The 17,122-nt window shown below is 65.9% G+C and carries 14 protein-coding genes and 1 tRNA gene; 8 read left to right on the top strand and 7 right to left on the bottom strand.

The window, feature by feature from the left end:
* Positions 1 to 11 precede the first annotated feature (11 nt).
* Complete coding sequence (locus D4766_RS09060; RefSeq protein ID WP_120717169.1) at positions 12 to 4,244, bottom strand: strawberry notch family protein; 4,233 nt, start codon at positions 4,242 to 4,244, stop codon at positions 12 to 14.
* A gap of 71 nt (positions 4,245 to 4,315) precedes the next feature.
* Positions 4,316 to 5,023: a DUF7146 domain-containing protein gene (locus tag D4766_RS09055; protein WP_407701491.1), complete on the bottom strand. Its 708-nt coding sequence runs from the start codon at positions 5,021 to 5,023 to the stop codon at positions 4,316 to 4,318.
* 334 nt (positions 5,024 to 5,357) lie between these two features.
* Here D4766_RS09055 and D4766_RS09050 point away from each other — a divergent pair, with 334 nt between their 5' ends.
* A complete protein-coding gene (locus D4766_RS09050) occupies positions 5,358 to 5,942 on the top strand; it encodes a lytic transglycosylase domain-containing protein (RefSeq protein WP_234024754.1) in 585 nt (194 codons plus the stop codon).
* Positions 5,942 to 6,145 carry a DUF5818 domain-containing protein gene (locus tag D4766_RS09045; protein WP_120717167.1) on the top strand — a complete coding sequence of 68 codons (204 nt, stop codon included), beginning with the start codon at positions 5,942 to 5,944 and terminating at the stop codon, positions 6,143 to 6,145. The genes D4766_RS09050 and D4766_RS09045 overlap by 1 nt, the downstream gene beginning before the upstream one ends.
* Here D4766_RS09045 and D4766_RS09040 read toward each other — a convergent pair whose 3' ends face one another.
* A complete protein-coding gene (locus D4766_RS09040) occupies positions 6,146 to 7,363 on the bottom strand; it encodes a tyrosine-type recombinase/integrase (protein ID WP_120717166.1) in 1,218 nt (405 codons plus the stop codon).
* A 165-nt stretch (positions 7,364 to 7,528) separates the two neighbouring features.
* Positions 7,529 to 7,615 (bottom strand) — tRNA-Leu (locus tag D4766_RS09035).
* Positions 7,616 to 7,765: 150 nt separating this feature from the next.
* On the opposite strand from D4766_RS09035, the gene D4766_RS09030 reads away from it, so the two are divergent.
* A complete protein-coding gene (locus D4766_RS09030; RefSeq protein ID WP_325049072.1) occupies positions 7,766 to 8,716 on the top strand; it encodes an SDR family NAD(P)-dependent oxidoreductase in 951 nt (316 codons plus the stop codon).
* Here D4766_RS09030 and D4766_RS09025 read toward each other — a convergent pair.
* Positions 8,713 to 9,189 (bottom strand): NfeD family protein, encoded by a 477-nt coding sequence (locus tag D4766_RS09025; protein WP_120717165.1) that lies wholly within the window; start codon positions 9,187 to 9,189, stop codon positions 8,713 to 8,715. The genes D4766_RS09030 and D4766_RS09025 overlap by 4 nt on opposite strands.
* Positions 9,189 to 10,211 (bottom strand): SPFH domain-containing protein, encoded by a 1,023-nt coding sequence (locus D4766_RS09020; RefSeq protein WP_120717164.1) that lies wholly within the window; start codon positions 10,209 to 10,211, stop codon positions 9,189 to 9,191. Before D4766_RS09020 ends, D4766_RS09025 begins: the two co-directional genes overlap by 1 nt.
* A gap of 340 nt (positions 10,212 to 10,551) precedes the next feature.
* Here D4766_RS09020 and D4766_RS09015 point away from each other — a divergent pair, with 340 nt between their 5' ends.
* Positions 10,552 to 11,553: an aldo/keto reductase gene (locus D4766_RS09015; protein ID WP_120717163.1), complete on the top strand. Its 1,002-nt coding sequence runs from the start codon at positions 10,552 to 10,554 to the stop codon at positions 11,551 to 11,553.
* Between the two features lie 120 nt (positions 11,554 to 11,673).
* Here the strand turns inward: D4766_RS09015 and D4766_RS09010 are convergent, their stop codons facing one another.
* The gene (locus D4766_RS09010) at positions 11,674 to 12,549 is read right to left on the bottom strand and encodes a dienelactone hydrolase family protein (protein ID WP_120717162.1); all 876 of its coding nucleotides are present in this window, start codon (positions 12,547 to 12,549) and stop codon (positions 11,674 to 11,676) included.
* A gap of 124 nt (positions 12,550 to 12,673) precedes the next feature.
* Between D4766_RS09010 and D4766_RS09005 the strand changes: the two genes are divergently transcribed.
* From D4766_RS09005 to D4766_RS08990, 4 genes are all read left to right on the top strand, one after another.
* Positions 12,674 to 14,818, top strand: coding sequence for a PQQ-dependent dehydrogenase, methanol/ethanol family (locus tag D4766_RS09005; RefSeq protein ID WP_120717161.1), 2,145 nt, complete (start codon positions 12,674 to 12,676; stop codon positions 14,816 to 14,818).
* Between the two features lie 107 nt (positions 14,819 to 14,925).
* On the top strand, positions 14,926 to 16,350 hold the full coding sequence (locus D4766_RS09000; protein ID WP_120718146.1) for an aldehyde dehydrogenase family protein: 1,425 nt from the start codon (positions 14,926 to 14,928) through the stop codon (positions 16,348 to 16,350).
* A 109-nt stretch (positions 16,351 to 16,459) separates the two neighbouring features.
* Positions 16,460 to 16,702: a hypothetical protein gene (locus D4766_RS08995; protein WP_120717160.1), complete on the top strand. Its 243-nt coding sequence runs from the start codon at positions 16,460 to 16,462 to the stop codon at positions 16,700 to 16,702.
* A gap of 5 nt (positions 16,703 to 16,707) precedes the next feature.
* Positions 16,708 to 17,097 (top strand): VOC family protein, encoded by a 390-nt coding sequence (locus D4766_RS08990; protein WP_120717159.1) that lies wholly within the window; start codon positions 16,708 to 16,710, stop codon positions 17,095 to 17,097.
* The last annotated feature ends 25 nt before the right edge of the window (positions 17,098 to 17,122 follow it).

Here is a 17,122-nt window from a genome sequence, read left to right as displayed (position 1 = left end):
GCTGCCGCTGATCAGGGGGCGAGCGCTTGAAGAATGGCCGCCCCATTGGGCACAGGCACGAACAAGCGCGTTCGGTAGCGGATGATCTCGGTGACGCAGCCTTTGGCCTTGTACCAGTCGAGCCGATCGGGCGCGAAGCCAGTGAGCTCGATGCGCTGCTCACCACCGACGAGACTGCGCTTGACGATCAGCGGATCATGGCTCTGCAAGGTCTGTGCGGTGCCGCTAGACAGGACGAGAGCGGCCAATTCACCCTGAGTAGGCAAGGCCGAGTTGCCGAGGCCGAAGGTCTCCGACACCTTGGCGATATCCGCGGCCACCACCTCGCGGCCGATGATGGAGGCCCCGTCGGCCGAAACGATACGGGTTACGCGCACGTGATCGCCGGGCAGGCGCTTCCAGACCGGGAGTAGCAGCCCGGTTGCGAGGTGCACGCGTTCGCGGACCGGCTCTTTCGCGGCTTCGATCTCTTCCGCGCGCCAGAGACGTTCGAACGAAGCCGGATCGATGGCCTCCCAAGCGCTTTCGGCGAGCGCCTCGCGGGTCCAGTTGGCGGATTTGAGCGGACGCAGCAGACGCCGCCGCTCGATCACACCGCCGTCGTCGGCAATCAAACGGCGCGCGGGAACGCTGAGCGCCACGCGGCCGGAGCGTGCATTGTGCAGGGGTATGCCATCGGGCGAGCCAATGTCATTCAGTCGCGCGAGCCGCCCGAAGCGCAGCGGCCGCAAGTGCCGCTCGATCTCCAGCGAGAGGAGGCGGGTTTCAGCACCGGTGAGCGGGTCGCTGCGAAGGATCTGATCCGAAATTACTCGACAGCTGTCGACCTTGACCGTTTCGAGCCCGAGATCGAGTGTTCCCGCTTCGCGGGCGGCCTCTACGCGCGCTTCGATCAGAGCAAGATATTCGTCGAAGATCGCGTTCTGCATCCCAATCCGCAGCGCGAGCACGCGGTTGAGCCAACGTTGGATCGAGGGCAGGTCGTCCGTAAGACCACCCTCGGGGCCTTCGAGCCGCAGACCGGTCTGACGCACAAACCCGGCGAAGCTCGTGGCCTCGAGCTTGCCGTCGTATAGCAGGTGGAACCAGCGGGTCAGCGCGTCTCTGGCGTAATCGCTTTCGAGATTATCGGCCGGATCGAACAGGTTCTGTCCGCCCGTTTGCCGCTGTCCGCGGGTGAGCGCACCGAGGCTGTCGAGCCGCCGGGCGATCGTCGAGATGAACCGCCGCTCACCCCTCACATCCGTGGTCACAGGTCGGAACAGCGGCGCGCAAGCCTGGTTGGTGCGATTGGTCCGGCCCAAGCCCTGGATTGCATTGTCGGCGCGCCACCCCGGCTCGAGCAGGAAATGCACGCGCCGCTGCCGGTTTTCGCAATTGAGGTCGGCGTGGTAGGAACGGCCCGTTCCGCCGGCGTCGGAAAAGACCAGGATGCGCTTGGCGCCATCCATGAAGGCCTGAGCCTCGGCAACATTGGCCGAACCGCCGCGGCGTTCGAGCCGCTGCTGTCCGTCCCGCCCCAAGACCAGTCGTCTCGTCCTGCCCGTCACTTCGGCGACGCTGCCGGTTCCAAAGTGTTCGATAATCGCATCGAGCGCAGTTGCGATCGGCGGCAGACCGCAGAGCTGTTCGATCAGTGCATCGCGCGCGGCGACGGCGCGTGGACACATGACCGGATTACCATCGTCGTTGCTCATCGGTTCGGAACGCAGATTGCCGTCTTCGTCGGTGAAGACCTGCATCAGACGAGTGGGGAAGCTCTGGGCGAGATAGTCGATGACGTACTCGCGCGGCGAAAGGTCGATATCGAGCGCTTCGCGTTCCTCGGGAGTGAGATCGGCCAAGCGGCGGTCGAGCATCGCCTCGGCCGTCGAGACCAGCTGCACGACAACCGAGTGGCCGACCGCGAGCGACTCCTCCATCGCGGGGACCAGGCTCGGGAGTTTCATGGAGAGCAGGAGCTGAGCAAAGAACCTCTGCTTGGTGCCTTCGAAGATCGAAATCGCGGCAGCCTTCGCGTTGCGGTTGAGCGTATCGCCGCTGTCCTCGTCGACGATCCGGGTGGCCTGGAGCGCCTCGTCGAGATTGCGATGAATGATCGCCCAGGCCTCGGCATAGGCATCGTAGATCGCGACTTGGGCATCAGTCAGACGGTGCTCGAGGATTTCGTACTCGACTCCCGCGAAGGACAACGCGCGCGAGAGGTAAAGTCCCTGAGCCTTGAGATCCCGGGCGACGAGCTCCATCGCCGCGACACCGCCTGCCCGGATTTCGGTCGTGAACGCCTCATGTGTCGGGAAAGCGGTTGCGGCTCCCCACAAGCCGAGGCGGGTCGCATATCCGAGGTTGGAAATGTCCGAAGCGCCGGTAGCCGAGGCGTAGAGGATCCGGGCGCGAGGAAGCCGGTTCTGCAGTCTTAGTCCAGCCATGCCCTGTTCGGAGCCTTTGGAAGCGCCGCGCGCATTACGGCTGCCTATGGCGTTGGCCATCGCGTGGGCCTCATCAAACGCGATCACGCCTTCGAAATCATCGCCAGTCCAAGCGAGGATCTGGTCAAGCCGCGTATCGTCTGCGCGACCCGAGCGAAGCGTCGGATAGGTAATGAAGAGGATGCCCTGGGACCAACAAACCGGTACTCCCAGTTTCCAACTGGAGAGTGGCTGAATGTCGAGGCGCATGCCGCCGAGTGCTTCCCAGTCGCGGCGGGCATCCTCGAGCAGCGCCTCATTCTTGGTAATCCAGATGTGTCGGCGTTCGCCGTCAAGCCAGCGATCCATGATCACCGACGCAATCTGCCGCCCCTTTCCCGCTCCGGTGCCGTCGCCGAGAAAAAAGCCCTGGCGATAACGGGCTCCATCATCCGCCTGCTCGAGCGTGGTTCCTTCCTGAGTGGCTCGGAAGCGCCCTGGCAGATCGTGCGAAAACGCCTCGCAGGCATAGACGAGCGTTTCGAGTTGGGCTTCGGAAAGCAGTTCGCGTGTTCGCCAGTCGGCGGGCATCTTTGGGCGCACGGTGGGTTTCGGAGCCGCGACCGACCCCATCGCGATGGATTCCACAAGCGGCGTCGGATGGACGGGCGCGCCTCCGATCTGAACCCGGCTCGGGCGATAGGGAAGATAGATCCCTGTCTGCTCCGGGACGGGCGCGGGCTCATCGAGCGTCACATAGCCGAGCTCTTCGAACGGCTCGCCAGGTGCAGGGCGAGTTCCAAACGGAGCCGCGGGCCGGGCGTTCGCTGGCTTTCTCAAAGTGCCGGTCGCGGGCCGCGCGGTCAGCACGGGAACTTCCGGAGTATCGCGAGGGCGCGGCGGGAGTCGGCCGATCAGCGTTGCCAGATCGGACAAATCGTCCGCTTCCGCAGTGACCACCGGCTGGTCGTCGACGGCCTTGTCGAACACCACCATGCGCACGCGAATGCCTGTGCCCGTTCTCCGGAACGCGCCGGCGATGCGCACATCAAGCCGCAGTCTGGCATCGCTCAATGAGCTGGCGAAGCGAGACGCATTGAAACCTTCCGGCATGATCGCGACGAGGCGAGCGCCGCTCTTCGAGAGACGGAACGCGCTGCGAAGGTGGCGCAACGCCGTTGCCGCACTGACCCCGCGCTCGCGACTGCGCGCAAACGGCGGATTCATGAGGACGACGGTGGGCGGCCTGTGGGTCAGGAGATGGTCGATGACCTCACCGTCGTGGGCGGTCACTGTTGCGTCGGAAAACAGATGGGCAAGGGACAGGCGCCGATCAGGATCGATTTCATTGAGAGCGAGGTCGCAGCCTTGCATCGCCGCCCACAGGGCGAGCGCACCGTTACCTGCGGAGGGCTCAAGAGCCAGGTCGCATGAGCGAAGCTGGGCCGCTCGCGCCATGAGCCAGCCCAGCATGGGCGGGGTCGAGAACTGCTGCAGCTCGATCTGCGCCTCGCTACGCACATGACGGGCAGGCAAGGCGGTATCGAGCCATTCGAAGCGCGCGTCCGCCTCATGGATCGCTGTATCGAGCGTAATCCGGCCGTGAGACTTCAGCCACAGGAGCGCGCCAATCTCGATCGCATCGTTGTAGTCGTCGATGGACCAAGCCGTCCCCCAGCTCTGGATCCCGGTCTCTTCGGCAAAAAGCGCAGAAATGGAGCTACGCGTGAGATGGTAGCCGTCGACCAGACGAGAGGCGATCCGATCGCCGATCGTCACAGGCAATAGGTGAGCACGAGGTTCGGCGTCGGGTTCTAAGAGTTCGAACTGAAGCATTTTGGGTTCTCCTGATGGAGGCATCGGGCACGAAGCCGTCTGCCGATCACGAGGCCAAAGCTCTCTCTTCTCTAGGAAGCCTGCTTGCGGGCGAGCCAGTTCACCAGTTCGTCGTTCCAGTCGGTCTCGCGCTTTGAAGGACGCCGGACATGGATAGTCCGGCCTTCGAGCGCATGGCTCCGTAGCGCGCGTTCCGCCGCCAATTTGCCGCCTGCATCGTAATCGACAAAGAGATGGAGCTCGGTGACGCTCTGCGGGATCGAGACGAGCGCAAAGCGCTCATTACCCAGCGTTGCCCAGCATGGAACGCCGGTGAGTGCACGGGCCGAGAGCGCGCTTTCGACACCTTCGGCGATGCCAAGCACTCCATCGATCGCGGGGAACAGTCGGACGGCGGCTGCTCGGAGCGCACCGAGTGCGCGCTTGGGACCGTCGAATGTGGCAAGCCTGGGCGCCTCCGCATCGAGAAATGTTCGGTGAATAGCGATCGGACCTTCGTCAAGGCTGACGGCTGCAATCATCGCTGGCAGAAATTGCGCGCGGCCTTTGGGTCCGAGAGGCGTTCGACTGTTGAAGCGCAGCGCGGGCGAGATAGCCGTAATGCCGCGCGCTTCGAGATAAGCTTTGGCCGGGCTGCCGATCAGGGGGGAGGCGCCGCGCCATGTCCGGAGCGCACTTCGCGACGGCGATAGCTCAATCTTCGATTCCGCGGCATTCAGCGGAGAACCGTCGAACAGCTGAGAGGGCGAAAGCCCCTCCCTTCTGAAAGCGTCAATCACGCTCGCTTGGTCGCACCCGGCAAAGCAATGGAACAGGATAGCACGTCGGCCCAGCGTGACGCCGAGCGAGGGAGTGCGATCATCGTGAGCCGGGCACCGAGCCATGCCCTTGAAACCGGACCAGCGCCCGCCGCGGCTTTTGCAGAGCTGGCGAGCAGTTGCTTCGAGGGATTGTGTGTTCTGACCTTCACTTCGGGACTGCATCGGAAGACTCCGTATCGTCTGCTATTCCCCAGCGCTGCCTCTCCTCTTTGTGATGTTCTAATCGCTTTCCTACAGGTTGATGTTCTTTTTATGTTCTCTTGCGATTCGGTGCACTCGAGGAGAACGCGAAATGGTAAGCCGGTTCATTGCATGCTTGATCTGTGCAGCGAGCCTGACGGCCGGCGAAGGAGCATTCGCTCAGGAATTTCGAATTTTTGATCACGACCATGGCACGGCGGGGGACCCAGGCGCAGGAAGCTTCAGCAGCGAGAGCAGCCCACGCTCGAAGGAAAGCACTTTTGCATTCCGCGCAGTCGTTCCCGGCTATCGAGAAGCGATCTACCTGCCGCTCATCCGCGAAGCCGAATTAAGGTATCGCCTACCGCCGCGGCTTCTTCAGGCTCTGATCTGGGCGGAATCCCGGTTCAACCCGCTTGCGGTCAGTCCCGCAGGCGCAGCAGGTCTTGCGCAACTGATGCCGGCCACCGCCCGCGAACTCGGCGTCGCGAACCGACACGATCCGCAGGAGAACATCGATGGTGGTGCGCGCTATCTCAGACAGATGCTCGATCGGTTTGGGTCGGTGCATCTCGCCCTTGCCGCATACAACGCTGGACCCGGCGCCGTGACGAAGGCGGGCGGAATTCCAAGAAATCGCGAGACGCCCGGTTATGTTCGAAGCGTGCTCGAACGCTGGATGAGTTACGCCAACTAATGACGACTAATCGCAGGCGCATAACGGGCAAGCTCGAACTCGGCCCGCGCGGCTATGCAATCGTGACCGAAGCCGGAGTTCACTGGGTGCTCGTAGGTTGCGAGCCCGATGGTGACATGATTGGCAATCAGGTGACGGCCGAGGGTGAAAGCCACGGCTTGGATCGCCTGCGGACAGATTGGATCGGCACGGCGAGCGCCTGATCATCCCGCCCGAAGGTTGAGGATGCGGCCACCTGCTTTTAGCTGGTCCAGATGATCGCTCCACCATTGGGCCATGCGCACCCGTTCGTCCCAGTGCTTTCCTCGGTGGTAAACACCCCGCACCGCATTGCTATCGCCATGGGCAAGCGCCCGCTCAATCGCATCCGGATTCCAGAGGCCGGATTCGTTCAAAAGGGTGGAAGCGGTCGCTCTGAGGCCGTGTGCAGTGACTTCGTCCTTCGAATAACCCATCCGGCGAAACGCGGCGTTGAGCGTGTTCTCGCTCATTGGCCGTTTGGACGTCCGCGCCGAAGGAAATACGTAACCGTCATAGCCGAGCATTTCAGCCAGATCGGTCAGATGATTGACGACCTGCTTTGACAAAGGGACGGCGTGGGCTCGGCGGGCCTTCATCTTGCCTGCGGGTATCTTCCAGATTCCTTCGATCAGATCGAATTCGTGCCACTCCGCGTGCCGAAGTTCACCAGGCCGGACGAACACGTGGGGGGCGATCTGCAAGGCGAACTTGGTGATCGGATAGCCCGTATAATCATCGATCGATCTGAGAAGGCCGCCGAGCTCAGTCGGTTCAATGATCGCCGCGTAATGCGTTGCTCGCGGCGTCACCAACGCTCCTTTCAGCATACTCGTCGGGTCAGCCTGGCAGCGCGTCGTGGCCACGCCATAGCGGAACACGCGACCGGCGAATGATCGACACTTCTTGGCTGTCTCGTGCTTTCCCTGCGCCTCAAGCCGCTTGAGCGGGGCAAGAATTTCGAACGGTTCGATCTGATCGATGGGCCGCTTGCCGATAGCCGGAGCAAGCTGGTCCAGAAAATAGTTCGCCTTGACGACCGTGCCTTCGGCCCGGCCGTTCTGAACCATCATCTGTTCGATGTACTCGCGGGCGACTGCTTCGAAGGTTTGCGCGGACAGGAACTCGGAGCGTATCTTCTGCTTCCGCTTCTCCAGCGCCGGATCGCCTCCCCGGGCGACGGCCTGCCGCGCCTCGTAGGTGGCTTGGCGCGCATCCTTAAGGCTGATGTCTGGATAGTTTCCGATTGAAAGCTTCTTCTCGAGCTTGCCGATGCGATAGCGAAACCGCCAGAGCTTCCCGCCCGAAGGAGTGACCTCTACGTAGAGGCCACGGTCGTCAGCCACCTTGTAGGGCTTGTCCTTGGGTTTGAGGGCGCGAAGCCGAGTCTCGGTCAGAGGCACGTGCGGGCCTTTTCTCAATGCGGTTTTTGCAAAGCCCGCAAAAGGCCCGCAAAAATGTGCGGAACCCCCGGGAAAACGCGGGACGGTCCGGCACTATCCGAGGGCCAATTCCCTAGGATTTCTGCGGTTTTTATAGACTATTTGGGAGAACGTGAGAAGAACAAATGGTGCCCAGAAGAGGACTCGAACCTCCACGCCCTTGCGAGCGCCAGCACCTGAAGCTGGTGCGTCTACCAATTCCGCCATCTGGGCACCGGATGCGCGGACGGTCGTCTGAGCCGTCCGGCGGGTAGGGGCGCGCCGATACGAAGGGCGGGCGGGCTTGTCAACGCAAGTCGTGCTCGCGTGTTGCGCGGAAGCGACGATTGCGGCAGGGCGCGCGGCGACGGCAACGAAGGTGAAATGAAGATGGCGCGGCGCGATCCTCTCGATGGCAAGCTGGTGATTGTGGTCGGCGGAAGCGGTTTCGTGGGCGATCACGTGGCGCAGGCACTGCTGGCGCGCGGAGCGCGTGTGCGGGTCGCCAGTCGCCATCCGGAAAAGGCCTACCGCCTCAAGACGCTGGCCCAGCTCGGCCAGATCCAGTTCGCCCGCTGCGACGCCACGCGGGCCGACAGCGCCGCCGCAGCGGTCTCCGGCGCCGACGCGGTGGTGAACCTCGTCGGATCGTTCGAGGGCGACCTCATGAAAACGATCGCCGGGAGCGCCGCGAACCTGGCCAAGGCGGCGGCGGAGGCGGGATGCGGCGCGTTCGTCCACGTCAGCGCGATCGGGGCCGATGCCGATTCGCCCGCCGGCTACGCGCAGGCCAAGGCGGCGAGCGAGGCGGAGGTCCTGTCCGCCTTCCCCAACGCCACGATCGTGCGCCCGTCGGTGCTGTTCGGCGAGGATGACAACTTCGTCCAGATGTTCGCCGGGCTGGTGTCCACCTTCCCCGTGCTGCCGGTCTTCGCACCCACAGCGCCGATCCAGGCTCTTTATGTTGACGATGCGGCCACGGCGATCGTCGTCGCCCTTGCCGATCCGGCGGCGCACGGCGGCAAGACCTTCGAGATCGCCGGACCCGAACCCATCACGATGCGCCAGCTTAACGAACGCATCACCGCGGCGCAGAACCGCAAGCGCACTTTCATCGACGTGCCCGACGGGGCGAGCGCGCTGTTCGCCTCGCTGCCGGGCACGCCCATGAATTCCGACCAGTGGACACTGCTCAAGTCCGGCAACCGCCCGTCCGGCGACCACCCGGGGCTGGCGGAACTCGGGATCACGCCCCGCCCGCTCGGCCTGTTTCTCGATCGGTGGATGACCCGCTACCGCAAGCACGGCCGCTTCAACGAGAAGCTCGCCGGCTAGGCCGCCCCGTCGGCCCTCGCATCGGGCAGGGCCAGCGGCTCCACGATCAGGGTCCCGCCGTCGAAGCCGGTGATCCGCACGCGGGTGCCGGCGGCAAGCTCGGGCCCGCGGGCGCTCCATTCGCTGTCGCCGTGCCGCACGCGCCCTTCGCCGTGCTCTATGGCGAGCGCGACCGTGCCCGTCTGCCCCACCAGCCGCCCCATGCGGTTGTTGAGCAGCGGGTCGGAGCTGGCGATGGGCGTGTCGGCGAGGATGCGCCGCGCGCTGAACACGATGATCAGCGACAGGAACACGAAGTTCACGATCTGGAGCGGTATGCCGGGGTCGAAGGCGAAGGTCAGCGCGCCGGTCGCCAGCGCCGCGAGCGCGAGCCAGATGAGGTAGACGCCGGGCACGACCATTTCCGCGCCCGCGAGCACCAGCCCCAGCGCGAACCACAGCCAGTAGGCGTCGATGTCGCCCAGCCAGTCCATCAGCTGTCGCTACTGCCCGTCCGCGGCACGCCGACGCGGGGGCGCTGCGGCGGCAGCGGCGTGCCGGAGGCGGCCCGCTGGTCCGGCACGCGCACGTCGCCGGGCTGCGCCCCGGGCTGCGCAAGGTCCTTCACCAGTTCGCCGATCCCGCCGAGCGAGCCGATGAGCTGCGTCGCCTCCACCGGGAACAGGATGGTCTTGGCGTTGGGCGATGTGGCGAACTTGCCGACCGCCTTCGTGTATTCCTGCGCGATGAAGTAGTTGATCGCCTGGTTGCCCGACTGGGCGATGGCGTCGCTGACGGCGCGGGTCGCCTCCGCCTCGGCATGGGCGGCGCGTTCGCGCGCCTCGGCATCGCGGAACGCGGCTTCCCTCTTGCCCTCGGCCGAAAGGATCGCCGACTGCTTCTCGCCCTCGGCACGCAGGATGCGGCTGGCGCGCTCGCCCTCCGCCTCGAGGATCTCGGCGCGCTTCAGGCGTTCGGCCTTCATCTGGCGGGCCATCGCTTCGGAAATGTCGAGCGGCGGGCGGATGTCCTTGATCTCCACCCGGGTGATCTTGACGCCCCACGGCGAAGTCGCGTGGTCGACCACGCCCAGCAGGCGGGCGTTGATCTCGTCGCGCTTCGACAGCGTCTCGTCGAGGTCCATCGAGCCCATCACTGTGCGCAGGTTGGTGGTCGTGATCGCCATGATCGCGTTGTAGAGGTTGTGCACCTCGTACGCCGCCTTGCCCGCGTCGAGCACCTGGAAGAAGACCACCGCGTCCACGCCGACCATGGCGTTGTCCTTGGTGATGATCTCCTGACCCGGGATGTCGAGCACCTGTTCCATCATGTTCACCTTCTGGCCGACGCGGTCGACGAAGGGGATGATGACGTGCATGCCGGGATCGGCCGCCTTGGTGAACTTGCCGAAGCGTTCGATGGTGTAGACGTAGCCCTGCCGCACGACCTTGATCGCCGACATGACGAAGATGAACAGAACCGCGACCACCAGCGCGAGTGTTATCAGCGGACCCATTTCGATTGCCTCCTGTTTAGCCCGCGCATCCTAGAGACGGGGGGGCGGCGGGCAAGGAAAACCGGACCGCGGTTCTCCGATTCCGCAAGCCGTGTCACGCCAACAGGGCTTAATTTTTGATATCGTCGATTCGGCTGATCTACCTCGGTGACGAGGCCGTTTCCGCGTGTCTCGGTTGTCACCTTCCGACCGAGGCCGTTTGGCCGGCACCTCGCGCCGGGACCGAAGGCGGCGGATGGCAAGCAGAGGCAGGAAAACGGCATCGCCGCCCCCCTGCCCCACCTCGCCGGCAGTAGGAAAACGGTTTCTCCACCCGCCCGCCGCTTGTAGGCTCACGGCGATGGCATTCGAGAAACGCGCGCTCGCCGGCCGGCAGGTCCACCCCGTGGGCCTCGGCTGCATGAACCTGTCGTGGGCTTACGGCGACCCGCCCCCGCATGGCGACCGCATCCGGTTGCTGGAGCGCGCGCTCGATCTCGGCATCGACCACCTCGACACCGCCAACATCTACGGCCTCGGCAAGAACGAGGAGCTGCTGGGCGAGGCGGTCATGGACCGGCGGGCGGACTTCCTGCTGGCGAGCAAGATGGCCATCATCGTGCGCGACGACGGCAAGCGCGGGATCGACTGCTCGCCAGGGGCCATCGCGCGCTCGATCGACGAGAGCCTGGCGCGGCTGAAGACGGACCGCATCGACCTCTACTACATGCACCGGTTCGATCCCGCGGTGCCGGTGGCCGAAATGGCGGGCGCGATGGCGCGCCTGATCGAAGCGGGCAAGATCGGCAGCTACGGGGTCAGCGAGTGGTCCGCCGCGCACATCCGCGAGGCGCATGCCGAATGCCCGATGGCCGCGGTGCAGACGGAATACTCGCTATGGACCCGCCAGCCTGAGATCGCCGTTCTGGAGACCACGCGCGAACTGGGCATCGCGTTCGTCGCGTTCTCGCCCGTGGGGCGCGGGGCGCTCACCGGCACGATCGGCGAGGCGCCCGCGTTCGGCCAGGCCGACATCCGCGCGGGCATGCCCCGCTTCGATGCCGAGCACTGGCCCGCCAACCACGCTTTGATCGCCGAATTCTGCGCTCTGGCAAACCGCGCGGGCGTCACCCCGGCACAACTCGCGCTCGCCTGGGTGCTGGCGCAGGGGCCGCACGTCCACGCCATCCCCGGCACGACCAGCATCGCGCATCTTGAAGAGAATTTCGGGATGCTGTCGTGCGACATCGCGCCCGAGACGATTGCGGAGGCCGGCGCGCTGGTGGGCCGCCGTTCGGTCAGCGGCCCGCGCTACAATTCGGCGATGCAGGCCTCGATCGACACCGAGGATTTCGCGGACTGAGTCCGGCAAACCAACCCCGCTCGTCCTGAGACTGTCGAAGGGCGCTTCGCCGACGTGGGCCGGTTCGCGAAACCCTTCGACAAGCTCGGCGAGAGCGGGTGTGGTGTGCAGGCGGAAGCGTCAGAGCGCCGCCTTGTAGGTCGCCAGCAGGCGGCTCCACGCGCGTTCGGCCTGGACCTGGTCGTAGGCCGGGCTGTCGGGCACGCACCAGCCGTGGTCGGCAGAATAGACCTCGATCTCGGCCTTTGCGCCCACCGAAGCGGCCGCCTTGCGCAGTTCGTCCTTGGCGGCCGGCTGCTTGGCGTCGTCGTTCTGGGCGATGGCGATGAGGTACTGCGTGCCGGCCTGCAGCATCAGGTGCGGGCTCGTGGGCTTGTCGCTGACGAGGCCGCCGCCGTGGAAGCTGCCCGCCGCCTTGACCCGCCCCGGCACCGCCGCGGCGGTATAGACCGTGTAGGGTCCGCCCATGCAGTAGCCCTGGTTGCCGATCCCCCGCCTAGTGTTCACCGCGGCCTGCTTGTCGAGCCACGCGACCAGCGCGGTCGCATCGCGGTTCACGGCCGCCGGCTCGGTCGCCTTGGCGCGCCACGGGCCGACCTTCTCGAACCCGTTCTGCGCCTGGAACGCGGCGAAGTCGGCGAACTGCGGCGCCTTCACGTCGCGGTAGTAGGGGTTGGCGACCAGCACCGCGTAGCCTTCGCCCGCAAGCCGCCGGGCCATCTGCATCTTCACCTCGCGCAGACCCGCGATATCGGGCCACAGGATCACCGCCGGCGCGGGTTTGGCCGGATGGACGAAGAACGCGTCCATCGTGCCGTCGCTGGTGGGGATCATGACCATGCTTTCGGTGAGCGCCCCGCCCATGCCGCCGCCCGGCATCGACGTGCAGGCGGCGAGGCTCGCCACCGCGCCGGTCGCGGCGAAGCCCCGACGAGTCAGGCCCGTCTTCTCGCTGTCCGTCTTGGCGAATGCCTCCAGATCGGTTTCGTCGCACATGATCTCGCTCTCCTCGATGTCTGTTCGGGGGCCAGCCTAGCAGGCGACCGGCGGGTTGCAATTCGGGACTCGCGCAAGGCCTTGCGCTTTGGCAATATCGTCGCCGGGAGAAGAGGAAGAGATCATGCGATCCACGATCGTCGCCGCTGCGCTGCTGGCGCTCGCCGGGTGTTCGATGCCGGGGGCTGAAGGCGACGGGGGCACCGCAGGCGTCTCGCCGCCGACCGAGGGGGTGACCGATGCGATGATCGCCGCGGCCGACGGCGGCGACTGGCTGACGTACGGCCGCACCTACGACGAACAGCGGTTCTCGCCGCTCGAACAGGTGGACACCGGCAGCGTGGGCCAGCTCGGGCTCGCATGGTTCGCCGATCTCGACACGGCGCGCGGGCAGGAAGCGACGCCGCTGGTCCACAACGGCGTGCTCTACGTCACCAGCGCGTGGAGCAAGGTCTTCGCCTACGACGCGGCGAACGGCAAGCCGCTGTGGTCCTACGACCCCGAGGTGCCGCGCGAGACGCTGGTGCGCGCCTGCTGCGACGCGGTGAACCGCGGCGTCGCGCTCTACGGCGATAAGGTCTATCTCGGCACGCTCGACGGGCGGCTGGTCGCGCTCGACCAGAAGACCGGCAAGGTCGCCTGGACGAAGACCGCCGTGCCCGACCAGGACAGCTACACGATCACCGGGGCGCCCCGCGCGGCCGGGGGCCTGATCCTGATCGGCAGCGGCGGGTCGGAATACAAGGCGCGCGGGTACCTGTCGGCCTACGACTGGGCGACCGGCAACGAGGTCTGGCGCTTCAACGTCGTGCCGGGCGATCCGTCGAAAGGCTTCGGCGGCGAAGGCGTGAACGCCAAGGCGATGGAGGCCGCCGCGAAGACCTGGGGCGGCGAGTGGTGGAAGCTCGGCGGCGGCGGGACGGTGTGGGACTCGATCGTCTACGATCCGGCCACCGATCTCGTCCTGTTCGGCACCGGCAATGCCGAACCGTGGAACCCTGCGGCCAACGACCGCGGATCGGGCGACGCGCTCTACACCGGGTCGATCGTGGCGGTCGACGCCAAGACCGGCGCCTATCGCTGGCATTTCCAGGAAACGCCGGAGGACCGCTGGGACTACGACAGCAACGCGCCGATCATGCTCGCCGACATGGAGGTGGACGGCAAGATGCGCCACGTGGCGCTGCACGCGCCCAAGAACGGCTATTTCTACGTGCTCGACGCGAAGACCGGCGAATTCCTGTCGGCAAAGCCATTCGCCCAGCAGAACTGGACCACCGGGGTCGATCCCAGGACCGGCAAGGCGATCGTCGCCGAGGCAGCGCGCTACGAGAAGAGCGATACCCCGTTCGTAGGCATGCCCGGCGCGATCGGCGCGCACAGCTGGCACCCGATGAGCCGCAGCGCCGACACCGGGCTCGTCTACATTCCGACGAACCAGGTCGGGCAGGCGTACATGGCGGCGAAGGACTTTTCGCCGACCGACATCGGCTTCCAGATCGGGCTCGACAGTTCCAAGACGATGATGCCCGCCGACGCCGCCACCCGCGACGCGGTGGCGAAGACCGTCACCGGCGCGTTGCTCGCATGGGACCCGGCGAAGCAGGCGCCGGCATGGACGGTCAGCTATCCCGGCCCGTGGAACGGCGGCACGCTGGCGACCGCCGGCGGGCTCGTGTTCCAGGGCACCGCGGCGGGCGATTTCGTCGCCTACGACGCGAAGTCCGGCGGCAAGCTGTGGTCGTTCCCCGCGCAGACCGGGATCGTCGCCGCGCCGATGACCTATACCGTCGACGGGGAACAGTACGTCGCCGTGCTGGCCGGCTGGGGCGGCGTGTGGGATCTCGTCGGCGGGACGCTGGCGGGCAAGTCGGGCCCGGTGCGCAACATCAGCCGGCTGCTGGTGTTCAAGCTCGGCGCAACCGCGAAGTTGCCCTATCCGCCGCCGCTCAAGGAGACGCCGCTCGATCCGCCGCCCTTCACCGGCACGGCGCAACAGGTCGCCCTGGGCCAGCAGCAGTACGCGCGCTATTGCCTCGTCTGCCACGGCGACGCGGCGGTCGCGGGCGGGCTGGTACCCGATCTCCGCCATTCCAGTGCGATCGGCTATGCCGACACGATCAAGGGCATCGTGATCGACGGCGCGCTGCAGCACAACGGCATGGTCAGCTTCGCCAAGGCGCTGAGCTCCGCCGATGCCGAGGCGATCCGCCAGTACCTCATCAAGCGCGCCAACGAGGACAAGACGCTCGAAAAGAAGGGCGGGTAGCCGCCGGGCCCGCCGATTGCCCTTGGGGCGGCGGGGGCCGGCGTGATAGGTTGCCCCCAGAAACCGAACGCGAACACTGCGAACACTTCGAACACTGGAGAGAGACGATGGTCCAAGCCTACAAGAACCTGATCGACGGCGAGATGGTATCCGCCGACGCCACCATCGAGGTCGTCAATCCGGCCAACGAGCAGGTCATCGCCACCGTGCCCGCCTGCGGCAAGGACGAGCTCGACCGCGCGGTCGCCGCCGCCCGCCGCGCCTTCAAGAGCTGGAAGAAGACCCCCGCCGAAGAACGCCAGAAGGTCGTCATGGGCATCGCCGCGGCGATCAAGGACAATGCCGAGGAACTGTTCCGGCTGCTCACCAGCGAACAGGGCAAGCCGCACGCGCAGGCCCAGCAGGAAATCTACGGCGCCGCGGGGCTTGCCGCAGCGCAGGGCGGGCTGAACCTCGAAGAGGTCATCAACCAGGACGACGACACCCGCCACAGCCGCACCCGCCGCGTGCCGGTGGGCGTGGTCGGCGGCATCGTGCCGTGGAACTTCCCGGTGATGATGGCGATCCAGAAGATCGTTCCCGCGCTGGTTTCGGGCTGTACCATCGTGCTGAAGCCTTCGCCCTTCACCCCGCTCACCACGCTGCGCATCGCCGAGCTGATCAAGGACGTGGTCCCCGCCGGCACGGTCAACATCATCACCGGCGAGGACAGCCTGGGCCCGCTCATCACCGAGCACCCGGACATCGACAAGATCACCTTCACCGGCAGCACCGCCACCGGCAAGAAGATCATGGAAGGCGCCAGCAAGGACCTGAAGCGCATCACGCTCGAACTCGGCGGCAACGACGCCTCGATCGTGCTGCCCGATGCCGACGTGAAGAAGGTGGCCGAACAGCTGTTCTGGTCGAGCTTCACCAACGCCGGGCAGGTCTGCATCGCGGCCAAGCGGATCTACATCCACGAAGACATCTACGACGAGCTAAGCCAGGCGATCGCCGACTACGCCAAGAACGTGAAGGTGGGCGACGGCAGCGAACAGGGCACGGCCGTGGGCCCGATCCAGAACAAGAAGCAGTTCGACCGCGTGGTCGAGCTGATCCAGGATGCCAAGGACAACGGCTACAAGTTCCTCGTCGGCGGCGAGACCGATCCGTCCGGCTCGGGCTACTATGTGCCCATCACCATCCTCGACAACCCGCCGGAAGATGCGCGGATCGTCGCCGAGGAGCAGTTCGGCCCGATCATGCCGCTGATGAAGTTCTCGACCACCGAGGAAGCGATCGAGCGGGCCAACAACTCCGACTACGGGCTCGCCGGCGCGGTCTGGACGTCCGACCCCGACAAGGGCGTGGAGGTCGCCGAACAGCTCGAGACCGGCACGGTCTGGGTCAACGAGTTCATGCACCTGTCGCCCTTTGCCCCGTTCGGCGGGCACAAGCAGTCGGGCTTCGGCGCCGAATACGGCATCGATGGGCTGCGCGAATTCACCTATCCGCAGGTCATCACGGTGAAGAAGGACGCCTTCGCCTAAGCCTCGGCGCCAGGCGACATCCGCCGCACGCCACCGGGGCGCGCTTGCCACCGCGCGCGCCCCGGTCCATTCGGTGGCGGGGTCGCGCCCGGGTCGAGGGAGGACACGCATGGCGACTGCCGAGGATGAGCCGATCCAGCATCACGGCGCGCTGGTGGGATGGACGCACGAGGACCTGGGCGACCGGGTCATGATCTGCATGCAGTCGCGCCGCCCGCTCAGCCCCGATGGCATGGCCGACGAAACGCGCCTGATGATGACCAAGAACCAGGCCGCGGTGCTGGCGAACTACCTGTTCGGCATTTCCGGCCGCCTGCCGCAGCCCGCCAGGAAGCGGCGCTGGTTCGCCTGAGCGGCATGGCGGGCATAATCGGAATAGGCGGCGTGTTCTTCAAGGCGCCCGATCCGGCCGCCACCTGCGACTGGTACGGCCGCGTCCTCGGCATCGAGTTCGGCGAATGGGGCGGCGCCGTCTTCCTGCCCGCCACCGCGGCGGCGCATCCGGGTGCGGCCACGGTCTTCGCCCCGTTCGCCGCGGATACCGAATACTTCGCGCCGTCGGCCGAACCGTTCATGATCAACCTGATGGTCGACGACCTCGACGCCGTGCTGGTCCGGTGCGGGGAGCACGGAGTCGGGCCGCTGGGCGCGATCCTCGACGAGGCCAACGGCAGGTTCGCCCACGTCCTCGACTGCGACGGCCGCAAGGTCGAACTGTGGGAGCCTAGGCCGATGGCGCCCGCCTGACCGCCGCGCCTTCCTGATCAGCCGT

The sequence above is a fragment of the Tsuneonella amylolytica genome (assembly GCF_003626915.1).
Taxonomy (GTDB): domain Bacteria; phylum Pseudomonadota; class Alphaproteobacteria; order Sphingomonadales; family Sphingomonadaceae; genus Tsuneonella; species Tsuneonella amylolytica.
This window is presented reverse-complemented; position numbering and strand designations above follow the sequence as displayed.